The 21960-nt window shown below is 44.0% G+C and carries 10 protein-coding genes; all 10 read left to right on the top strand.

Features of this window, described 5'->3' with window-relative positions; genetic code table 11:
* The first annotated feature begins 98 nt into the window (after positions 1-98).
* The 10 genes from GWR56_RS17805 to recR all read left to right on the top strand — a co-directional run bounded on the left by GWR56_RS17805 (position 99) and on the right by recR (position 21960).
* Complete coding sequence (locus GWR56_RS17805) at positions 99-2489, top strand: ABC transporter permease (protein ID WP_162432551.1); 2391 nt, start codon at positions 99-101, stop codon at positions 2487-2489.
* Between the two features lie 84 nt (positions 2490-2573).
* Entirely contained in the window at positions 2574-4928 is a 2355-nt protein-coding gene (locus GWR56_RS17800; RefSeq protein WP_162432550.1) for an ABC transporter permease, read from the top strand.
* Positions 4929-5012: 84 nt separating this feature from the next.
* A complete protein-coding gene (locus GWR56_RS17795; protein ID WP_162432549.1) occupies positions 5013-7418 on the top strand; it encodes an ABC transporter permease in 2406 nt (801 codons plus the stop codon).
* 220 nt (positions 7419-7638) lie between these two features.
* Entirely contained in the window at positions 7639-10038 is a 2400-nt protein-coding gene (locus tag GWR56_RS17790) for an ABC transporter permease (RefSeq protein WP_162432548.1), read from the top strand.
* Positions 10039-10141: 103 nt separating this feature from the next.
* On the top strand, positions 10142-11170 hold the full coding sequence (locus GWR56_RS17785; protein ID WP_162432547.1) for a DUF4097 family beta strand repeat-containing protein: 1029 nt from the start codon (positions 10142-10144) through the stop codon (positions 11168-11170).
* Positions 11171-11194: 24 nt separating this feature from the next.
* Complete coding sequence (locus GWR56_RS17780; RefSeq protein WP_162432546.1) at positions 11195-13564, top strand: ABC transporter permease; 2370 nt, start codon at positions 11195-11197, stop codon at positions 13562-13564.
* A gap of 115 nt (positions 13565-13679) precedes the next feature.
* Positions 13680-16085, top strand: coding sequence for an ABC transporter permease (locus tag GWR56_RS17775; RefSeq protein ID WP_162432545.1), 2406 nt, complete (start codon positions 13680-13682; stop codon positions 16083-16085).
* A 142-nt stretch (positions 16086-16227) separates the two neighbouring features.
* Positions 16228-18651, top strand: coding sequence for an ABC transporter permease (locus GWR56_RS17770; protein WP_162432544.1), 2424 nt, complete (start codon positions 16228-16230; stop codon positions 18649-18651).
* A gap of 208 nt (positions 18652-18859) precedes the next feature.
* Positions 18860-21226: an ABC transporter permease gene (locus GWR56_RS17765; protein WP_162432543.1), complete on the top strand. Its 2367-nt coding sequence runs from the start codon at positions 18860-18862 to the stop codon at positions 21224-21226.
* 119 nt (positions 21227-21345) lie between these two features.
* Positions 21346-21960, top strand: coding sequence for a recombination mediator RecR (recR, locus tag GWR56_RS17760; RefSeq protein WP_162432542.1), 615 nt, complete (start codon positions 21346-21348; stop codon positions 21958-21960).

The raw sequence follows: 21960 nt of genomic DNA, 5'->3' as shown, positions 1-21960 counted from the left end.
TGGGGTTAATAATGGATGTTTCAAGCTTCAATTTAGGAGCGGAGTTAGTATCCGGGGATTAGCATTTCAAACATAGAATTAGGATTAATTTAAATATCATGATAAAAAATTATTTAAAAACGGCCTGGCGTAACATACTGCAAAATAAGTTTTATGCAACCATTAATGTTGCCGGCTTAACTGTTGGCCTTGTTGTTGGATTGTTTATGCTGCTTTGGGTTCAGGACGAGCTGAGTTATGATAAAGCTAATTCTAATGCAAAAAACATTTATAAGGTTGGCATAGTTGGCGGCACAGGTATCAGCAAACAGATATTTAACAATATCATTGCGCCCGTCGCAACTTTTGCTAAAAACGAGATACCCGAAGTAAAAGATGCTGTGCGTATCATGTCTATCGGCGATGCGCCTTTCAAGTATAAAGACAAGGTATTTTACGAAAGCGATTTTGCGTTTACCGATCCTTCATACTTTACCGTATTTGATTTTAACCTCATTAAAGGCGACAAACGCAACCCTTTCCCGGATAATAATTCGTTAGTGATAACCGAAAGCACTGCCAAAAGGTATTTTGGCGACGAAGACCCGATCGGTAAAGTGGTGATCATGGGGCAGAATGAGCAATGCAAGGTAACCGGCGTAATACCCGATTACCCTGCTAATTCCAGCTTTCAGTATCATGTATTGTTGCCTATATCGCGTTTTAATGATCTGGCTTATGTGCAAAACAAAAAAAGCTACGATAATAAAACTATAATACCGTCAATAGATGCCGATTGGTCGAACTTTGGCTTTCAGACCTATTTACTGCTAAAAAACAGCAATGTAAGCGCCCAGCTATTAGAGAAAAAGTTACAGGCCATACATGAGCGCAACAAGCCCGAAGATGCGCCGGTGCCTTATCTTACACAGCCGTTGTTGAAAATGCACCTGTACCAGGCCGATGGTACCGACGGCGGCATGTCAACCGTCAGGACCTTCGCTATTGTTGCCTTAATGATATTGATAATTGCCTGTATCAATTATGTAAACCTTTCAACAGCGCGGTCAATGCTGCGTGCCAAGGAGGTAAGCATGCGCAAGATAATAGGCGCGGGTAAATTGCAGCTTTTTATACAATTTATGGTAGAAACTGCGCTGCTGTTTATCATAGCCGCTGTATTTGCTTTTGTACTGATGATTGTATTGCTGCCCCACTTTAACCAGTTCTCGGGTAAGCAGATAACGTTAAATCTTTCTAATTATAACATTTGGTTATGTATTGTGCTCACGCTGGTAGGTACCCTTGCTGCATCAAGCATATATCCGGCGTTGCTTTTGTCATCTTTTGAACCGTTAAAAGCCCTTAAGGGTAAGGTGTCTGTTAGTATAGGTAATGTCGCATTTCGCAGGATATTGGTTGTCTTGCAGTTTGCGGTGTCAATTATACTTATAGCAGGCACATTAGTAATCGGCAGTCAGTTAAAATATATCCACAACAAAAACCTGGGGTACGATAAAGAGAATGTACTGTCGTTCGGCATGCGCAACGATATGCAAAAGCATTTTGATGTGGTGCAAGCCGAACTGTTGAAAAGCCCGGCCGTGCTTGATGTTACGCGTGCGGGTCGTAATATCATTACAGGCGGCAGCTCAACCGGCGATAACGACTGGGACGGTAAACCGCTCAACTCAAACATGTGGTTTAACCAGATCTATGCTGATAAACACCTGATACCATTTTTTAAAATGAAAATTATAGAAGGGGCTAACTTTGAAGGCGTTGTTGCCGATTCGGCCCACTTCATTATAAACGAAACGGCCGTTAAAGAAATGGGCTTAAAAAACCCGATAGGCAAAAGGCTGCGCATACAAACTACAAACGGAACCATAATAGGGGTGGTAAAAGACTTTCATTTTACCACTATTCATAAAAAAATAGAACCTGCCGTTTTTCAATACAGCCCGGATGATTGCTGGCGCGTTTATATTAAAACCACCGGCCGCGATGCGCAAAAAGCTATTGCAGCCCTGCAGGTTTTATGGAAGCGATACAATAATGATGTACCCGTTAATTATGCTTTTTTAGATGAGGCATACAACAAACTGTACACCACAGAGCAAAAGCAAGGCGCACTGTTCAACCTGTTTGCAACTATAGCCATCGTAATATCGTGCCTGGGCCTTTTTGGCCTGGCAACTTATTCGGCGCAGGTAAAAACCCGGGAGATTGGCATCCGAAAGGTGCTGGGCGCAAGCGTAGCCAGAATTATAAGCCTGCTGGCAGCCGAATTTATGGTGCTTATAATAATAGCCATTGTAATTGCCATACCCGTAGCCTGGTTTGCCATGGACAACTGGCTGCAGGATTTTGCTTATAAAGTGAACATTGGGTGGGCGGTATTCCTGTTTGCAGGCGGCGGCGCTACATTAATTGCCCTGGCTACCATTAGCATACAATCGGTTAAAGCCGCGCTGGCCAACCCGGTAAAAAGTTTAAGAAGTGAATAATTAACTGTCATTGGGTCATTGAGTCATCAGGTTTCTATAAGGCCAATGAATCAATGACCTAATGACTCAATGACCTAATATATCATGATAAAAAATTACGTAAAAATCGCCTGGCGAAACCTTGTCAGGAACAAAGGCTTCGCTATCACCAACATTTTGGGGTTAACAATTGGGATGATATGCACCATCTTTATTTTTTTATGGGTGCGCGATGAGATAAGTTTTGATAAGTTCCATAAGAACCATGATACTATTTACCAGGTAATGGCTACGCGCGATTTTAAGCCCACCATTTTTACCGATCCCAACATGGTGCTGCCATTAGCCAAAGCTCTGGAAGGGAATAACCCGCAGATAGTAAGAGCGGTTGTTACTTCGCACCAGGAATCGCACCTGGTTGAGTATGATAACACCAAACTTAAAAAAGACCTCTACGTGGCCAGCGAGGAGTTCTTTAACATGTTCACCTGGAAAACCATTAAGGGCAACCCATCTGAAGCACTAAGAGACCCCAAATCTATCATCATAACCCAATCGGCCGCTAAAGCGTTTTTTGGTGATGCCGACCCAATGAACAAAATGGTAAAGATCGATAACCAGCAAAGCTATAAAATAGCCGCTGTGATCGCCGATCCGCCGGGTAACTCTACCTTTAAGTTCGATTTTATCGAGCCGTTTGATTACACATCTGATTACGTGAAGAACCGGATGAAGGAGTGGACCAATTCGTCGCATAATGTATTCGTGCAAACCACGCCAAACGCCAATATCGCTGCTGTAGATAAATTTATTGATAAGATAAAGCACGATAACTCAAAAGGTGATAAGATAAGCACGTACTATACCTTCCCGATGAATAAATGGCACCTGTACAGTGAGTGGAAGGACGGCAAAAACGTAGGTGGCATGATAGAGTATGTGCGGATGTTTACGGTTATAGCCATCATTATACTGCTGATAGCCTGTGTAAATTTCATGAACCTAAGCACCGCCCGCTCAGAAAAACGCGCTAAAGAAGTGGGCATCCGCAAAACATTAGGATCTGATAAAAAACAGCTTATTACCCAGTTCTTTTTCGAATCTATAATTCTTGCCTTAATAGCCTTTGTACTGGCAATAGGTTCGGTTTACCTGTTGATGCCATTCTTTAACACACTGGTGAGTAAAAACCTGCACCTTACTATCTTCGAACCATTCTTCCTGCTGGGCTCGCTGATCATCATATTGTTCACTGGGGTAGTGGCAGGCAGTTACCCGGCCTTGTATCTTTCGTCGTTTAACCCGGTTAAGGTGCTTAAGGGAACATTTGCGGCAGGTAAAAGTGCAGTGCTGCCGAGGCGGGTACTGGTAGTGGGGCAGTTTGTAATGTCGATACTGTTGATATCGGCTACTATAATTGTTTACCAGCAGATACAGCATATCAAAGACCGCAGCATTGGATACAACCCTAACAACCTGGTTATGGTGCCCTCTTCAAGCGATATCGACAAGAGTTATGCAGCTATTAAACAGGACTTGCTTAACACCGGCTTGATAAGTGCTGTTACCCGTACATCTTCACCAATAACTGAGATCTGGTGGAAATCAGGCTCGCCGGATTATGCGGGAAAGTCGGCCAACGGCGATATCATTTTTTCGGGCTTAAACGCTGATGTGGATTTTACCAAAACCATGGGCATAAAGGTATTGCAGGGCCGCGATTTTACAAAAACGCCAGGCGACACGGCAGTGATGCTGATAAACAAAGCTGCCGTTGAAGCCATGAAACTGAAGAACCCTGTGGGGATGGAAATGCGCTACGGCCGTAAATTTACGGTGGCCGGTGTTATAGATAACATTGTAATGGCGTCGCCTTACGACCCGGTAGAGCCGCTGATGATATACTACGACCCCAACAGTTCAAGTATGATAGATATCCGACTTAAAAATGGGGTAAGCCCGCAGGCCGGCATCAAGGCCATGGAACCCATATTTAAGCAATACAACCCGCAAAACCTGTTCGAATACCAGTTTGTAGACCAGGAATTTGGTAAAAAATTCGTAACCGAAGAATTGATAAGCCGCATTACCAACATCTTCGCCGGGTTGGCTATATTTATCTGCTGTATTGGTTTGGCCGGACTGGCGTCGTTCACCATCGAGAAGCGTTTCCGCGAGATAGGGATACGTAAGGTTATGGGTGCATCTGTACAGCAATTGTTAATGCTTATTTCTACCGAGTTTTTGAAACTTGTTTTAGTAGCTTTTGTAATAGCGGTGCCGCTAACCTGGTACCTCATGAATAACTGGCTGCAAAAGTACACTTATCACGTAGGCATCAGTATTTGGCTGTTTGCCGCTGTGGGTGTATTAATATTGCTTTTGACGATGGTGGTAGTGAGCCTTAACACCATGAAGGCAGCGCTTGCTAACCCGGTAAAAAGTTTGCGTTCCGAGTAGCCATTAGAGACCGGTGATCAGAGATTGGTTACCGGTCATATTTTATTTTAGGATTTAGAATTTAGTTTTTAGAATTTTAATATTATGCTAAAAAACCACTTCAAAACCGCGTGGAGAAATTTTTGGAAACACAGGGGGACCGGCTTTATTAATATTGCCGGTCTATCTGTTGGTATGGCCGCTGCTGTCCTCATATTTATATGGGTACAAAACGAACTCAGTTTTGATAAGCACGAACCTGATGCTGCTAATATCTTCCGTATTAAAAATTATCTTTCGTTAGATAAAACCACCACCTGGGTGTGGGAAAATTCGCCATACCAGATAGGCGACGCCGCTAAAAAGCAGTTACCCGAAATAGAGGCAGTAACCCGCTTAAGGCCTGTTAATTACATGCCGGTGTACTTTAACATCAATGGCGAATTCTTCCCCGAAGAAAAAGCTGCGTATGTGGATAGCGAATGGTTTAATGTTTTTAAGGTTGATTTTGTTAGTGGTAACGCCACGGCATTCAATCAGCACCCGTTTAGTATAATACTTTCGGAAAGCAGCGCTAAAAAGTATTTTGCCAACCAGGATGCTATTGGCAAAACCATAAAAATAGACTCGAACAACTACCAGGTGCAAGCCGTTATGAAAGACGCACCGGCAAATTCAAGCTTTAGGTATGATGCTTATATCCCGGTTGCTGCCAGGCATGCCGATGTAAAGCAGCAGCAAAACGAAATGCAGTGGGGCAACTTTTATTACCTCACTTTCCTGAAATTACGCCCTGGCACAAACATTAAAAAAGTTACCTCCAAAATAAAAAGCATACTCGAAGAAAACCGCAAGCAAAAAAACCTGGAGATAGGTTTAACTCCGCTTAGCGAAATACATTTTGAAAACGACCTGCAAAATTCGAGCATTATACACGGCGATAAAAAGGTGGTAGTAATATTTATTGTGCTTGGTGTGCTGTTACTGCTGATAGCCTGTATTAACTACGTTAACCTAACCACAGCACGGGCCAGCTTAAGAGCAAAAGAGGTGAGTATTAAAAAGATAGTTGGCGCCGGGCGATCACAGCTTTTTATGCAGTTTGTAGCCGAATCGGCATTGGTAAGCCTAATGGCGCTGGTTTTAACCATTGTTATTGTAGCTGCATGTTTACCCGCATTTAACAGTTTTACCGAACGCAATTTTACACTTACGGCAGATTCAGGGTATTTATGGGGCACGCTGCTGATAACTTTGCTTGCCACCATTGTTTTAAACAGCATTTATCCCGCGCTACTTTTATCATCTTTTAAACCTTTAAATACATTTAGAGGGGCAAGCGTGCTGCGCTTAAAAGATACATCGCTGCGTAAAGGCCTGGTTGTGGTACAGTTTACCTTTTCGATATTTTTGATTGTGGGCGTAATAACTATATACCGGCAATTAGCATTCATCCGCAACCAAAACCCGGGTTATAACCGCGAGCAGGTGATGTCGTTTAATGTTTCCTACAAACTGCTAAAAAAATATGATGCGAAGCAAGGGGCGGCATTAATGTCTACCATAAAACAAAAGCTGTTATCACAATCATCCATTGAGGCAGCGTCGCTTACCGACGTGCAATCGGTGCTGAATAATGATGGTTCCTCATCCGGCGATAGTAATGATTGGGACGGGCGTCCGAAGGATTTTGTGCCTCCTATTACTTTTGTTGGCGTTGATCGCGATTACACTAAAGTGGTTAACCTTAAAATGGCCATGGGCAGGTGGTTTTTGCCGGGTACCGAAGATAAGCACAATGTTATACTCAACGAAACCGCCGCCCGCGAATTTAACCTGCATAAACCCTATATTGGGCAGCGTTTTACGGCGCAGGGCGATACAGGGCGCGTAATAGGGATTGTTAAGGATTTTAACTTCCGCAGCTTTCACGAAAAAATAACGCCGCTGGTGATGAAAAATACTGATGAGTATTGCAGTAGCTTCCAGATAAAAGTGGCAGCGCATAAACAAGGGGATGCTATAAAAGCGGTAGAGGCTATTTGGAAAGAAAATTTCCCCGGCGAGCCCTTCTCATACCAATTTGTTGACCAGGAATTCGATAAAATGTATCGCAACGATGCCAAATCATCAGGTCTGATGTCGGTATTTGCTATTGTGGCCATTATTATATCGTGCCTTGGCTTATTTGGTTTGGCAGCCTTTACTGCCGAGCAGCGTGGTAAAGAAATAGGCATACGCAAGGTCCTCGGCGCAAGCGTAACGGGCATTGTATCGCTCTTATCAATTGATTTTATTGTACTGATAGTAGTAGCCCTGCTTATAGCATCACCTTTAGCCTGGTGGCTGATGGGTAAGTGGCTGCAAAATTTTGCTTACCGTATTGATATGCAATGGTGGGTATTTATACTCGCTGGTATAATTTCGGTATTTATAGCCTTTATAACCGTAAGCTTCCAGGCTATAAAAGCGGCTGTGGCCAACCCTGTTAAGAGTTTACGTTCGGAGTAGAAGTAAGAGATCAAGAAGCAAGAGACAAGACACAATTGATTCGGTCTTGTTTCTTGATTTCCTGCATCTTGATTCACTAACTGAAACTGTATCGTAACCGAACATATACTGTTACGCTTGCGAACGTATCTGTAAATGTAAAACAAATGTAACTTGCTGATTATGAGTTTTTTGATTGTTTGGCATTTTTTTTAACTTACCATAATCAAATAACTTTACCATGATCAGTAACTATTTAAAAATAGGGTGGAGAAACCTGCAAAAACATAAGGCTTTCTCCTTCATAAACATTTTTGGTTTAGCAATGGGCATAGCGGCCTTTTGGCTTATTACCTTGTATGTTGCTGATGAAATAAGTTATGACAGGTACAATACCAAAGCCGATCGTATTTTCCGTGTTGCACAGCACGGCCAGTGGAACGGCGGCAAATTCGATCTCGCAATTACCTCGCCCCCTTATGCGCCCACTTTAAAATCAGAGTTTCCGCAGGTTGTTGATGCCTGTCGGATAGACCCGGAAGGCGGCAGCAAGATCAAATATGGTGATAAAGCATTGGAAGAGGGAAGCATGCTGTTTACAGATAACAGCATCTTCAACATATTCAGTTATCAGTTTTTGTATGGTGATGCCAAAGACGCGCTTGCCAAACCACAATCTATTGTACTTACCAAAACACTTGCCGAAAGTATTTTTCGTGATGCCGCACAGGCAATAAATAAAACCATAATACTTGGCGACCAGCCGGCAACCGTTACCGGTGTAATTGCCGATGTGCCTGTAAACTCACACTTTTCTTTCCAAGCGCTGCGCTCGTTCCCGGCCGACTATAAATCAGATGATAGCCAATGGGGAAACATAAGCATTTACACTTACGTACTGCTTAAAGATCATGATAGCTACAAACAGATAGAAGCGGCAGCAGGTACTTTTTTTGACAAGTATCTTAAAAAGGACATGGGAGCAATGAAATTTACGATGGAACTGCAGCCCCTTACTAACATCCATCTGCACTCTGCTCTTAGTTACGAGATCGGCTCGAACGGCAACATCACCTATGTGTATGTTTTTAGTATTACTGCCTTGCTGATACTTTTTATTGCCATAATAAATTATGTAAACCTTACCACCGCGCGCTCGTCCATACGTGTTAAAGAAATTGGTGTACGCAAGGTAATAGGGTCTGGCAGGAAGCAATTGATGATCATGTTCTTCGCGGAATGCATCCTGCTAACTTTTATCTCAACCGTTTTGGCGGCCATTATCATTCAGTTCACCTTACCGTACTTTAACCAACTATCGGGTAAAAGCCTGGTGCTGCTACAATTCGGCACCGCCAAAACCGTTGCCGCGTTTATAAGCTTTTGCTTGATAGCAGGCATTTTAAGCGGCATTTATCCTGCATTATTCCTGTCGGGTTTTAAAACCATACCCGCCATGAAGGGCCAGTTAGGCAACCAGCATTCAACCATTCTTTTCAGGAAATCGCTGGTGGTGTTTCAGTTTGTCATTACCATTGTAATGATAGCCGGCTCTTTCATTATTTATCAGCAGCTAAACTATTTTCAAAAACGAGACCTGGGTTTCAATAAAACACAAACGCTTACTTTTCATATCAACAACCGCGAGGTGCGGTCGAAAGTTGATGCTATAAAACAACAACTGTTATTAAACCCTGCTATTGAAAGTGTTGGCATAGCGGGCAACCCGATAGGGAACAACAATATAGGCGGCGGTGATTTTAACCTTGGGCCTGACGGCAAGGCCACACCCGAATCTAAAATAGTGCAAAGCCTGCAGATAGATGAAGATTTTATCCCTACGCTGCAAATAAAAATGGCAGGCGGGCGCAATTTTTCGAAGGATGTTAGCAGCGACGCTAAAGATGCCATTATTGTAAACGAAACGCTTGTTAAAGAATTGGGCTGGAAAGATGCTGTTGGCCGGCGCGTACGTACAGGAGTTGATAATGACGGCAAGGTTATAACGCAAACCATTGTTGGTGTGGTGAAAGATTTTAACACTTATTCGTTACAGCATAAGATAAGCCCGATGGTTTTATACCTCCCTTCGGAAGCTAAGGATAAAGACAATTTATATGTGCGTATTGGCAAGGGTAACACCCAGGCATCGCTTGATTACATCACGAAAGTTTACAGCGAATTTGATATTGAGAATAAGCCCGAGTTCCATTTTCTTGACCAGAACTTTGCGGCACAATACCAAACCGAGCAAAAACAGGGCAATATCCTGTTGATATTTACAATACTGGCAATAAGTATAGCTTGCTTAGGCTTGTTTGGCCTGGTAACCTTTACCGCCGAGCAACGGGTGAAGGAAATTGGCATCCGTAAAGTGTTAGGCGCAAGCATCAATAATATTGTAAGCCTGTTGTCAACCGATCTGATGAAACTGGTACTTATCGCTATAATCATTGCAAGCCCCATAGCCTGGTTTGCCATGGACAAATGGCTGCAGGATTTTGCCTATAAAATTAACATCAATTGGTGGGTGTTTTTGCTCGCGGGAGGCGGTGCGGCGCTTATAGCACTTGCTACCGTAAGTGTACAATCAATAAAGGCGGCATTAACAAACCCGGTAAAGAGCTTGCGAAGCGAATAGATGATGATATGGTTCATGGTAATTGCAGCTCTGCCATGAACTAAAATAAAAAGCATGCAACCTATAACATTAAAAAATAGTCTTATAGTAAACTCAAATAATTATGAAAAAGTATTTCCTTTTATTTTTAATGGCATCGCCGGTTCTCTTTGCTTCCGCGCAGGACGACAAGGTGCCTTATTACACGCGTTCGCTGGCAAATGACGGTATCAAGGCCGTTTTTGTAAACACCAGCGGCGGTAGTATAGCGGTAAGCGGCGCAGGTACCGAGCAGCCGCATATTGATGTGTATGTGGTTGGCAATAACAATCAAAAGTTAACCAAAGACGAAATAAAAAAGCGCCTTGAGGAGGACTATATCCTTAATATAGATATCCAAAACGGCGAGCTCCACGCTACGGCTAAAAGCCGCCGCAATAACATGAATTGGAGACGGTCGTTAAGCATTGGCTTTAAAATATATGTTAACAAACAAACCACTACCAACTTAAATACCAGCGGCGGCAGCCTGCATTTGGATAATTTAACCGGTAGCCAAAACTTCGAGACCAGCGGCGGCAGTATCCACGCCAATGGTTTAACGGGTATTATAAAGGGCGAGACCAGTGGGGGCAGTATCCACGTTTCAAACTGCAAGCCGGATATTGATCTGGAAACCAGCGGTGGCAGCGTTACAGCCGATAACTGCAGCGGCAAAATACGTTTAGAAACCAGCGGCGGGTCGCTAAACTTAACAAATCTTAAAGGCACCGTTAAGGCCACCACCAGCGGCGGCAGCGTAAAAGGCAATAACATTGATGGCGAACTGATAACTGGCACATCCGGCGGTAGTGTAAACCTGATGGCGGTGGCCGGCAGTGTCGATGCCTCAACAAGCGCCGGCAGCATGCATGTGCAAATGCTGCGCGTGGGCAATTATGTAAAAATTGACGCTAATTCGGGGCATGTAGACCTGCAACTACCGGCAAACCAGGGCGTAGATGTAGACCTGAGAGGCGATGATGTGAATTTTAACATTAGCGGAAAATTTGAAGGCCACAAAGAAAAAGAGCGGGTTACCGGTAAGCTAAATGGCGGTGGGTCGCTGGTTGAGGTACGCGGCGATGGCCACGTAAACGTATCGTCCAGATAATCATCTTTAATAACAGCAAGGTATATGATAAAAAATTATTTCAAAATTGCCTGGCGTAATATCGTCAAGCATAAGGGCTTTTCGTTAATTAACGCGGGCGGGTTGGCATTAGGCATGGCAAGCTGCCTGCTTTTGCTGCTTTACGTTTCCTATCACTTAAACTACGATAAGCAGTTTAACAATATCGATAACATATACCTTGTTGAAAACAATCAGCCCGGCGATGGCAAAATATACACGTTTGCAGCTACGCCACGCCTTGCAGCAGCAACTATAAAAACCGAAGTGCCGGATGCTGTGCGCGCGGTAAGGACAATAAACTACACTGCCGAAGGCTTGCTTACTTATAAAAACAATAGTTTTAAAAAATCGGGCTTGTTTGCAGATGATGGTTTTTTTGATATATTTTCATATCATTTTGTAAAAGGTTCGGCTGCAAATGCTCTAAAGTCGCCAAATTCTATCGTTATTACTCAAAAGCTTGCCAGGACGCTTTTTGGCGACGAAGACCCGATGAACAAGGTTGTAAAGCGTAATAACCAGTTACCTTTAAAAGTTACCGGTGTTATTGATGATGTACCGGCAAACGCCACCTTTCAATTTGAGTTTGTTTTACCCTGGGTGATGTTCGAAGATTCAAATCCGTGGGCAAAAGACTCGGGCTGGGGAAGCAATTTTGCGCGTACGGTTGTACAATTGAAAGATCCGTCCTCATTAACACGCGCCAACAGCATCATGAAAAACATGGTAGAGCGGCATAACGATGGTAACAAGAACCAATTATTCCTTTACCCGTTCAGCAGGTTGCACCTGTATTCGGAATTTGTGGAAGGGAAATCTGTAGGGGGCATGATCGATCAGATTAAGCTTTTCATTACTTTGGCTATATGTATTCTACTGGTTGCCTGCGTAAACTTTATGAACCTGAGCACCGCCCGGTCAGAAGAACGCGCTAAAGAGGTAGGCATCCGCAAGGCTATAGGCTCAAACAGGTCATCGCTTGTCAGTCAGTTCATTATCGAGTCGGTTATCCTGTCACTGTTATCCACAGCGGTAGCTATGGGTATAGTAATTGTTTCGCTGCCTTATTTCAACAATTTATTGGGTATCCAATTAGCACTGCCCTACAACAGTTGGGTAACCTGGGTGGCCATTTTGGGCATTGGGTTATTTACCGGGGTACTTGCCGGCAGCTATCCGGCTTTTTACCTCTCATCTTTCGAGCCTATTAAAGTATTGAAAGGAATATTTAAAGGGGGCACTTCGGCACTGCCGGTACGTAAAGTACTGGTAGTTGTGCAGTTTGGTTTCGCGGTATTTTTAATAACCGCCACCATTTGCATTTACCGGCAGATAAAATTTGTGCAGGAAAAGTCGGCCGGGTTTGATAAGAATAACCTGGTGGAGATACCTATCGAGGGTGATTTGCAAAAAAATGTAGAGGTGCTTATAAACCAACTCAAAAGTTCCGGCGCGGTTACCAACGCCTCGGTGTTTTCGCAAAGCATCACCGAGAATGGCAACAATACGTGGGGGGTAAGCTGGCCCGGCAAACGGGATGATGAGACCGTTTTGTTTGATGTATTTAGGGCCGGTAACGATTTTATTAAAACCGCAGGGGTTAAATTGCTGGACGGACGCGAGTTCTCGTCTGCTAACCAGGCCGACACTGCAGGCAAAACCGTGCTGGTAAACGAATCGGCAGCTAAGGTGATGAAATTAAAAAACCCGGTTGGAACCCTTATAAAATGGGGCGATACCGAGCTTACCATTGTTGGTGTATATAAGGATTTTGTGTGGGGATCGCCTTACGAAAAAACCCGCCCCATGTTAACACAGTATGGCGGTAATAATGGTGCTACCGTTGATTTGCGCTTAAATCAAACTAAAAGTGTCAGCGCCAATATCGAAACCATAAATAAAGCACTTAAATCACTAAACCCGGCGTATCCGCCAACCATCAAATTTGTAGACAGCGATTTTGAGAAGAAATTTCAGAATGAGAAGCTGCTGGCTACCTTGTCAAACTTGTTTGGCGGCCTGGCCATCATTATATCTTGCCTGGGCTTATTTGGCCTGGCCGCGTATGCTGCCGAGCAGCGTGTTAAAGAGATTGGGGTGCGCAAAGTATTAGGCGCAACGGTTTTTAACCTTACAACCCTGCTATCTAAAGACTTTTTAAAACTGGTGGGCCTTGCTATTCTGCTGGCTATACCATTTTCAATTTGGCTGTTGAACAAATGGCTGCAAAAGTTTGAATACCGCATTGCCCTAAGTTGGTGGATGTTGGCATTAGCCGGTTTATTAACGGTGATTATCGCAATAGCAACGGTAAGCTACCAGGCCATTAAAGCCGCGCTGGCCAACCCGGTTAAGAGTTTGAGGTCGGAGTAAGCGTTGGAGGTTAGTGACTGGAGATCAGTCATAACCGTCACGATTTATAGTTTAGCTTTTAGAATTTAGGATTTAGAGTTTAGTATTAGAGTTTAGGATTTAGCATCCCCACATTATGATAAAAAATTATTTAACAATTGCCTGGCGCAGCCTTAGTAAAAACAAGGTGTTCTCGTTCATCAATACGTTTGGCCTGGCCATCGGGCTTGCTTGCTGTATGCTTATCAGCGGCTACCTGTACCAGGAACTTACTTATGATACTTACTCGGAAAATGCTAAACAGCTTTACAGGGTGAACCTGTCGACCATTGGCAACGGCGGAACCGATGTTTACCCGGTTGTTGACGTTGCCGTAGGCGAGGGCATGAAAAACGCGTTCCCCGAAATTAAAGCTTCAACCCGCCTGGGGGGTATGCAGCCCATATTCGTTAAATACCAGGACAAACAGTTTAAAGAAGCAAACATCGTGCGTGCCGATTCAAACTTTCTGCAGTTGTTTTCCATCCCCGTTATAGAGGGCGACAGCAGGACCGCTTTGGTTGAGCCCGGCAGTATTGTGATTACAAAGGATCTTGCTAAAAAGTATTTTGGCGAAGAGGCTGCCCTTGGTAAAACGCTGATAGTTGGTAACCAGCCGCAAAAAATTACCGGCGTTATCAATAAGGTGCCGGATAACTCGCACTTCCATGCAGACGCATTTATGAGCCTTGATACAAGGGCATGGCACCAAACCTGGAGCAACTTAGGATTTTACACGTACCTGCTGCTGGATAAGCATGCCGACCCTAAAAAGCTGGAGGCCCAGTTTCCGCAATTGGTAGCAAAATATGTGGTGCCCGAAATTCAGCATGATATGGGTGTAAGCCTGGCCGAAGCTCAAAAATCTGTAAATACTTTTATCTTTAGTTTACAGCCGTTAACGGATATACACCTGCACTCGCATACTAAATTTGAGCGCGAGGCAAACGGAGATATCAATTATGTTTACATATTTGGCGCGCTGGCCATATTTATATTACTGCTGGCGTGTATAAATTTTACCAACCTGTCTACAGCAGCATCTGCAAGGCGTTCAAAAGAAGTGGGCATACGTAAGGTGCTCGGCTCTTTAAAAAACAACCTGGTAACGCAATTCCTGACCGAGTCGGTGTTACTCACCACGCTCGCGATGGCTTTTGCCTTGGTGCTTGTTTACTTTTTGTTGCCTTATTTTAATGATGTGGCCGGCAAAAATATCACCATGCAATTTTACCTGGGGTACAAAGCCGTGGTTATCGAATTGTTAGTTGCCCTGCTGGTTGGCATCGCCGCGGGTGTTTACCCGGCCTTCTTTATTTCATCATTCAGGATCCTCAGCGTATTAAAAGGCAACAGTAATAGCCAAAACAGCCGCAGCGTGCTGCGCAGCGGTCTAATTGTATTTCAGTTTGGTATTTCAACTGCGTTTATAATAGCAACCTTTATAGTATACCAGCAGCTGCATTTTATGCAAAATCAAAAGCTGGGTTACGATAAAAACCAGATATTGGTAATAAACGATACCTATACCTTAAAAAACAACCTGGTGCCGTTTAAAAATCAGCTGATGCAAAATAAGCAGGTGGTGAATGCCACTATATCAGGCGATCTGCCCACCCGGTCGGGCGATGGCACACAGATCTACCTTAAATCTTCAAACACCAACGCTGCGCACAGCGAGATACATACCAGTATTTATCATATCGACGAGAACTATCTGGCAACCATGGGTATGAAAATGGCGCTTGGGCGTAACTTTTCTGCGTCCTCGCCCGGCGATTCATCGGGTGTTATTGTTAACCAAACCGCTGTAAAAGAACTTGGCATTGGCAACGCCGACCCGATAGGCAAAACCATTGTACGTTCGGGCCAGCGCGAGTTTACGATCATTGGTGTGGTAAAGGATTTTCATTATTCGTCGGCTAAAGAAAAAATAGCGCCTTTAATGATGCTTTACGGCTACAGTAATGGTTCTGTGATATTAAAGGTTAATACCGCTGATATGAGTGGTTTAATTGCCAGTATTAAAGCCCAGTGGGATGACTACCATGCCGATAGCCCTTTTAGCTACACTTTTCTGGACGACCAGTACGCGCAGTTATACGTCGCCGAAGCCCGTACCGGAAAAATATTTACCTCGTTTGCGATACTGGCCGTAATTATCGCAAGTCTTGGCTTGTTTGGCTTGTCGGCGTTCAGCATACGGCAGCGCGTTAAAGAAATAGGCATACGCAAGGTGCTCGGCGCTTCTTCGGGCACCATCACCGGGATGTTATCGGCGCAATTTTTAAAGTTGGTGGCGCTGTCGATTGTTATCGCGGTGCCCTTTACATGGTTTGCCATGCACAAGTGGCTGCAGGAGTTTGCCTACCGGGTTGAAATACAATGGTGGGTGTTTGCGGCAGCAGGGGCAATGGCCCTTGGCGTAGCGTTTATAACCGTAAGCTTTCAAACCATAAAAGCAGCGTTGGCCAACCCGGTAAAAAGTCTTCGAAACGAGTAACCTGTTCTGTATACTTGTAGTCATAAAGTTGTGAACGGTAAACAATAATCCTAAACGCTAAATTGTAAACCCTAAAATAAAAAGGGGCGGGGGAAAGATTAGGATTCAGCGTTTAGGATTTAAAGTTTAGAATTTTAAAAATATGTTTAAAAACTACATCAAAACAGCTTTCAGAAGCCTTAAAAAGAACAAAGGCTTTACCATTATCAATGTGTTTGGCCTTGCCCTGGGCTTATGTGTATGCATGCTTATTGTATTTTATGTGGTAGACGAGGTAGGATACGACGCCTTTAATACGAAGGCCGACCGCATATACCGCGTAAACAACGATATTAAGTTTGGCGGCAACACCAACAGCTACGCGGTTGCACCCCCACCGCTGGCACAAACCTTTGTAAATGATTTCCCCGAGGTCGAGCAGGCTGTAAGGTTTAGGGATCGCGGCGGTTTTAAAGTGCGTAAAGGCGACGAAAACGTTCAGGAGCCTAACGTTTTATATGCCGACCCACAAATATTTGATGTGTTTACTTTGCCCATGCTGCACGGCGACCCAAATACGGCGCTAAAAAACCCCAGGAGCGTGGTGATCAACGAAACTACCGCCAAAAAGTATTTTAATACCGACGATGCGGTTGGCAAATCGTTAACACTGAATGATAGCTTATTTTACAAAGTAACAGGCGTTATAAAAGATATCCCCAAGCAATCGCACTTTACAGCCGATTTCTTTATCTGTATGACAGACCTGCCCGAAAGTAAAGAGGATGCCTGGTTAAGCAATAATTTTAATACCTATATCTTATTAAAAAAAGGGTCGGATGTTAACCGCCTTAGTGCCAAATTCCCGGCTATGGTAAGTAAATATGTTGGCGGACAGTTGCAAGCCGCTGTACACATGAGTTATGAGCAGCTTGAAAAAGGCGGTAATTATTTCCGGGTAAGTTTAACACCGTTGCGGGATATCCACCTGACATCAAACCGCGTAGCTGAATTGCGCGGGAACGGCAACATACAATACGTTTATATATTTTCGGCTATCGCCATATTCATTTTGCTGATAGCCTGCGTAAATTTCATGAACCTGAGCACCGCGCGCTCATCAAACCGCGCACGCGAGGTTGGTGTTCGTAAGGTGTTAGGTTCACCGCGTAAATACCTTATCGCGCAGTTCCTTTCAGAATCTGTTATAGTAACCTTTATAGCTACTGTGATAGCTATAGTAGGGGCATGGCTGCTGTTACCCTACTTTAACCAAATGGCCGATAAACAGCTTGCATTTACGGCAAGTACTATTCCCTGGCTGTTACCGGCGCTGCTGGTTACCACTTTAGTAATAGGCTGCCTGGCAGGTTCGTACCCGGCATTCTTCCTGTCGGCATTTCAGCCGGTTGATGTATTAAAAGGTAAGCTATCCAGCGGTTTCAAGGGCGGCTTCCTGCGCAGTTTTTTGGTGGTTTTCCAATTTTCTATATCCATTTTCCTCATCATCGGCACCCTGGTAATCTATCATCAGCTTAAATTTATACAAAACAAAGACCTGGGCTTTAACCGCGATCAGGTAATGGTCATTAATAATGTTGATGTATTAGGCAACCAGGCCAAAGTATTAAAGGAAGAACTTAGCCAATTACCCGGTGTGGTAAGCACCACCATGACAGGCTACGTACCCACCAGCGGATGGCGCAATAGCAGCACTTTTTTCCAGGACGCAACGAGGGATACCAAAACTGCCTTATCAACCCAGGTATGGGATATTGATGAAGATTATATAGGTACGATGGGTATGAAAGTGGTGCAGGGCCGCAATTTTTCAAAAGCATTTAAGGCCGATTCGTCCTCGTTGATGATAAACGAAGCCGCGGCGAAGCGTCTTGGGGTTAAAAACCCAATTAACAAAGAGTTGTATTACTCGTTAGATAATATGGCGCAAAAATTTAAGGTATTCCGTATAGTAGGCGTGGTTAAGGATTTCAACTTTAATTCGCTGCGCGAAAATATAACGCCGGTGGTATTCTTTCTGAACGAGAACCGTGGAAGCCTTGCCCTACGCTTAAAAGCGACAAACACAACCGCCCTTATAGCGCAGGTAAAGGCAAAATGGCGCTCAGTTTCGCCCAACCAACAGTTAAATTACACCTTTATGGACGAGGACTTTGAAAGGAGTTATCGTACCGAGCAGCGGATGGGCGGTATTTTTGTGGCTTTTACCAGCATGGCCATCATTATTGCCTGCCTCGGTTTATTCGGTCTTGCAGCTTACGCTGCCGAACAGCGCACTAAAGAAATTGGTATACGCAAAGTATTGGGCGCAAATGTATCTGTCATCGTAGCCATGCTTTCAAAGGATTTTATTAAGCTGGTTATAATAGCCATTTTACTGGCCTCGCCGCTGGCCTGGCTGGCCGGTCGTTACTGGCTGCAGGGCTTTGCTTATCGCGATGGCATTAAATGGTGGATAGTAGCATCTGCCGGGGCAGGGGCTATGGGTATAGCGTTCATAACCATTAGCTTTCAGTCGATAAAAGCAGCTGTGGCTAACCCCGTAAAAAGCTTAAAAAGCGAATAAATTAGTGAGAGGTGAATAGTGAGGGGTGGAGTAGTTGGGTCGAATTTTGGGCTTGTAAACTTTTTAAATTTGACAAAAATATTTGTCTTCAAACAAAAATAGCGACAGGTAAATCCATCGCTATTTTTGTTTAGTTAATAGATGTTAAAAATTATAATTTAACATCTACAGTCCTGATATTGTGGAAGTAAACCGCGTAACCCGATCCATGATAAAAAACTACCTGAAAATAGCCTGGAGAAACCTTACCCGAAACAAAATATCATCATTGATAAATATTGGCGGGTTGGCTATAGGTATGGCGGTAAGCTTTATGCTGCTGGTTTATGTTTACAACGAATACAGCTTTGATAAATTTCACTTAAACGGCGATAGGCTGTACCAGGTTTTTAAAAACCAGCCAACTAACGGCGAGATACGCACCAAGTGGTTTACACCACAATTACTTGCCGGTGCATTAAAGAAAGACATTCCCGAGATAGCAAATGCAGCCCGCATAAACGAGCCCAAAAACGTTTTAATAGCCTACAATAGTAAAGGGTTAAAATTTAATGCGGTGGCTATGGATGCGGGTATAATGGATATGTTCAGCTTTGACTTTATACAAGGGGATAAACGCAGCGCCTTGTCTGATGTTTCGTCTGTGATACTTACGGAGTCGACCGCTAAAGCAATATTCGGGAACACGAACCCGCTGGGCCAGGTTGTAAAATACAATAACCAGTTTCCGATGAAGGTTAGCGCGGTAATCAAAGATAACCCGGGAAATTCGAGCTTCACTTTTAAGGCTATTATCTCATGGGATGCGTTCCTGTCGCAGCAGCCATGGTTAAAAGGCGAAAATTGGGATAATTATGGATACGCCACTTATGTACTTCTAAAACCTAATGCATCAGCAGCAGCCGTTAACGTAAAGATAAAAGACCTTATCGGCAGGTATTTCCCGCCCGATAAAGAGGTTAAGCTATTTATGTACCCATTTACCCTATTGCATTTACACGGCGATTTTAAAGATGGTGTTAACGTGGGCGGTCGTATCAGCTATTTACGTTTGTTCCTGTTTCTGGCTATTGGTATACTGGTTATCGCCTGTATAAATTTCATGAACTTATCTACCGCCCGGTCCGAAAAGCGGGCCAGGGAGGTAGGGATTCGTAAGGCAATAGGCGCCGGGCGTACAGCGCTTATCAAACAGTTTATGGGCGAATCCCTGTTACTGGCATTTGCAGCGTTTATCCTGTCAGTAATATTGATATTGGTTTTAACCCCTGTGTTTGCTGATTTAACCGGTATCATGTTAAATATCCCGTATGGCAATTTATGGGTATGGTTAATAGCACTAACGACGACGGCAGTTACCGGCCTGTTTGCTGGTAGCTATCCGGCGCTCTTTCTTTCATCTTTTAACCCGGTTAGGGTATTAAAAGGCCGGTTTTTTAATGCAGAAACAACCGTAAGGCCGCGCCAGGTGTTGGTTGTTATACAATTTACATTTGCCATATGCCTGGTGGTATTCAGCTTTTTTATTCACAGGCAAATCAACTATATAAAAGAGCTGCCCATTGGTTATAACCGCAACGGCCTTATTGAATTGCCTGCAGATGGCGCTATGTTCGATAAGTTTGATAGTTTCAGGCGGGAGGCTATCAGTGCAGGCGCCATTACCGACGCTGCCAGCATATCAGAGCCTATTACCAAAATAACCAGCGCCACATGGCAAAACAGATGGCCGGGCCAGCTACCGGGGGAGGAAAAGACGCCGATAGATTGCATAGCTGTTACCTATCATATGTTGAACACTTACCAGATAAAGATTATTGAAGGCCGCGATTTTGCTACTGACAGGCTTTCCGATTCAACAGCGGTTATCTTAAATGAGGCCGCGGTAAAACTAATGAAACTGAAAGACCCCGTGGGGCAAAAAATTACATGGATGAATGCCGGGCGTACAATTATCGGCGTAGCAAAAAACTTTGTTTGGGGCTCGCCGTACGATGCTGTACGGCCCACTATAATAGGGTTTACCAAAGGCTGGGTCGGGAATATCGGCATGCGGTTAAACCCAGCCAACTCCGTTTCAAAAAACATACAACTTTTGCAGGATATCTATAAAAAATACAACCCAACTTACCCGTTCGATTATACATTTACAGACGAAAGCTTCAATCAGAAATTTAAAACCGAGCAGCAGTTGGGGGCAATGGCGGTAATGTTTACGTGTTTGGCCATCATTATATCGGGTCTTGGCCTTTTTGGCCTGGCATCGTTCTCGGCCGAACGGCGGGGGAAAGAAATAAGCATCCGGAAAATACTGGGTGCAGGAACTGCCGGGCTTTGGCTAAAACTCTCGCAGGAGTTTATTAAATTGGTATTGATATCTTTTGTAATTGGAGCGGCAATAAGCTGGTATAATGTAAACCGCTGGCTAAACACATATACTTACCATACCAATGTCACTATCTGGGTATTTGCGGCAACGCTGTTTTTAAGTATTGCTTTATGCCTGGTTGCCGTAAGTTGGCAGGCCATTAAAGCGGCATTAGTTAATCCGGTGAAAAGCCTGCGAAGCGAATAGATATCAATGACGTCACCTCCAGGGGACAGCACGGTCATGCAAATGCCTAAGTTGTTCAAACAAGTGCTTCACTACCGTTCAGTATAACAAATTCGTACAAAAATCCGTAAATTCGCCTAATGAATTTTTCATCTAAATTGCTGGAGGATGCTGTTGCCGAATTTGCGAAGCTGCCTGGCGTCGGTCAAAAAACCGCCTTGCGGTTAGTATTGCATTTGCTTAACCGCGATAAGGATGAAGTGCAGAAATTCAGTACCGCCATTAGTAAATTACGAAACGAGATACAGTTTTGCCAAACCTGCCATAACATATCCGACCAGCAGGTATGCGAGATATGCTCGTCATATAAACGCGACCATAGCCTGATATGCGTGGTAGAAGACACCCGCGATGTAATGGCTATTGAAAATACCAGTCAATATAATGGTGTTTACCATGTTTTGGGCGGCTTAATATCGCCTATGGATGGCATAGGCCCCGCCGACCTGGAGGTGGATACCCTGGTAGAGCGGCTAAAGGGCGGCGAAGTGAAAGAAGTTATTTTTGCCCTGAGCGCAACCATGGAAGGCGATACCACCATTTTCTACCTGCATAAACGCTTAAAGCTTTTTGAAATAAATATCTCAACTATTGCCCGTGGCATAGCTTTTGGAGGTGAATTAGAGTACGTGGACGAGATTACATTAGGACGATCTATCGTAACCCGTGTTCCGTACGAGAATTCATTATCCTGA

It is taken from the genome of Mucilaginibacter sp. 14171R-50 (genome assembly GCF_010093045.1).
Taxonomy (GTDB): domain Bacteria; phylum Bacteroidota; class Bacteroidia; order Sphingobacteriales; family Sphingobacteriaceae; genus Mucilaginibacter.
The sequence above is the reverse complement of the archived record's forward strand: the minus strand, read 5'-3'. Positions and strand labels throughout refer to the sequence as shown.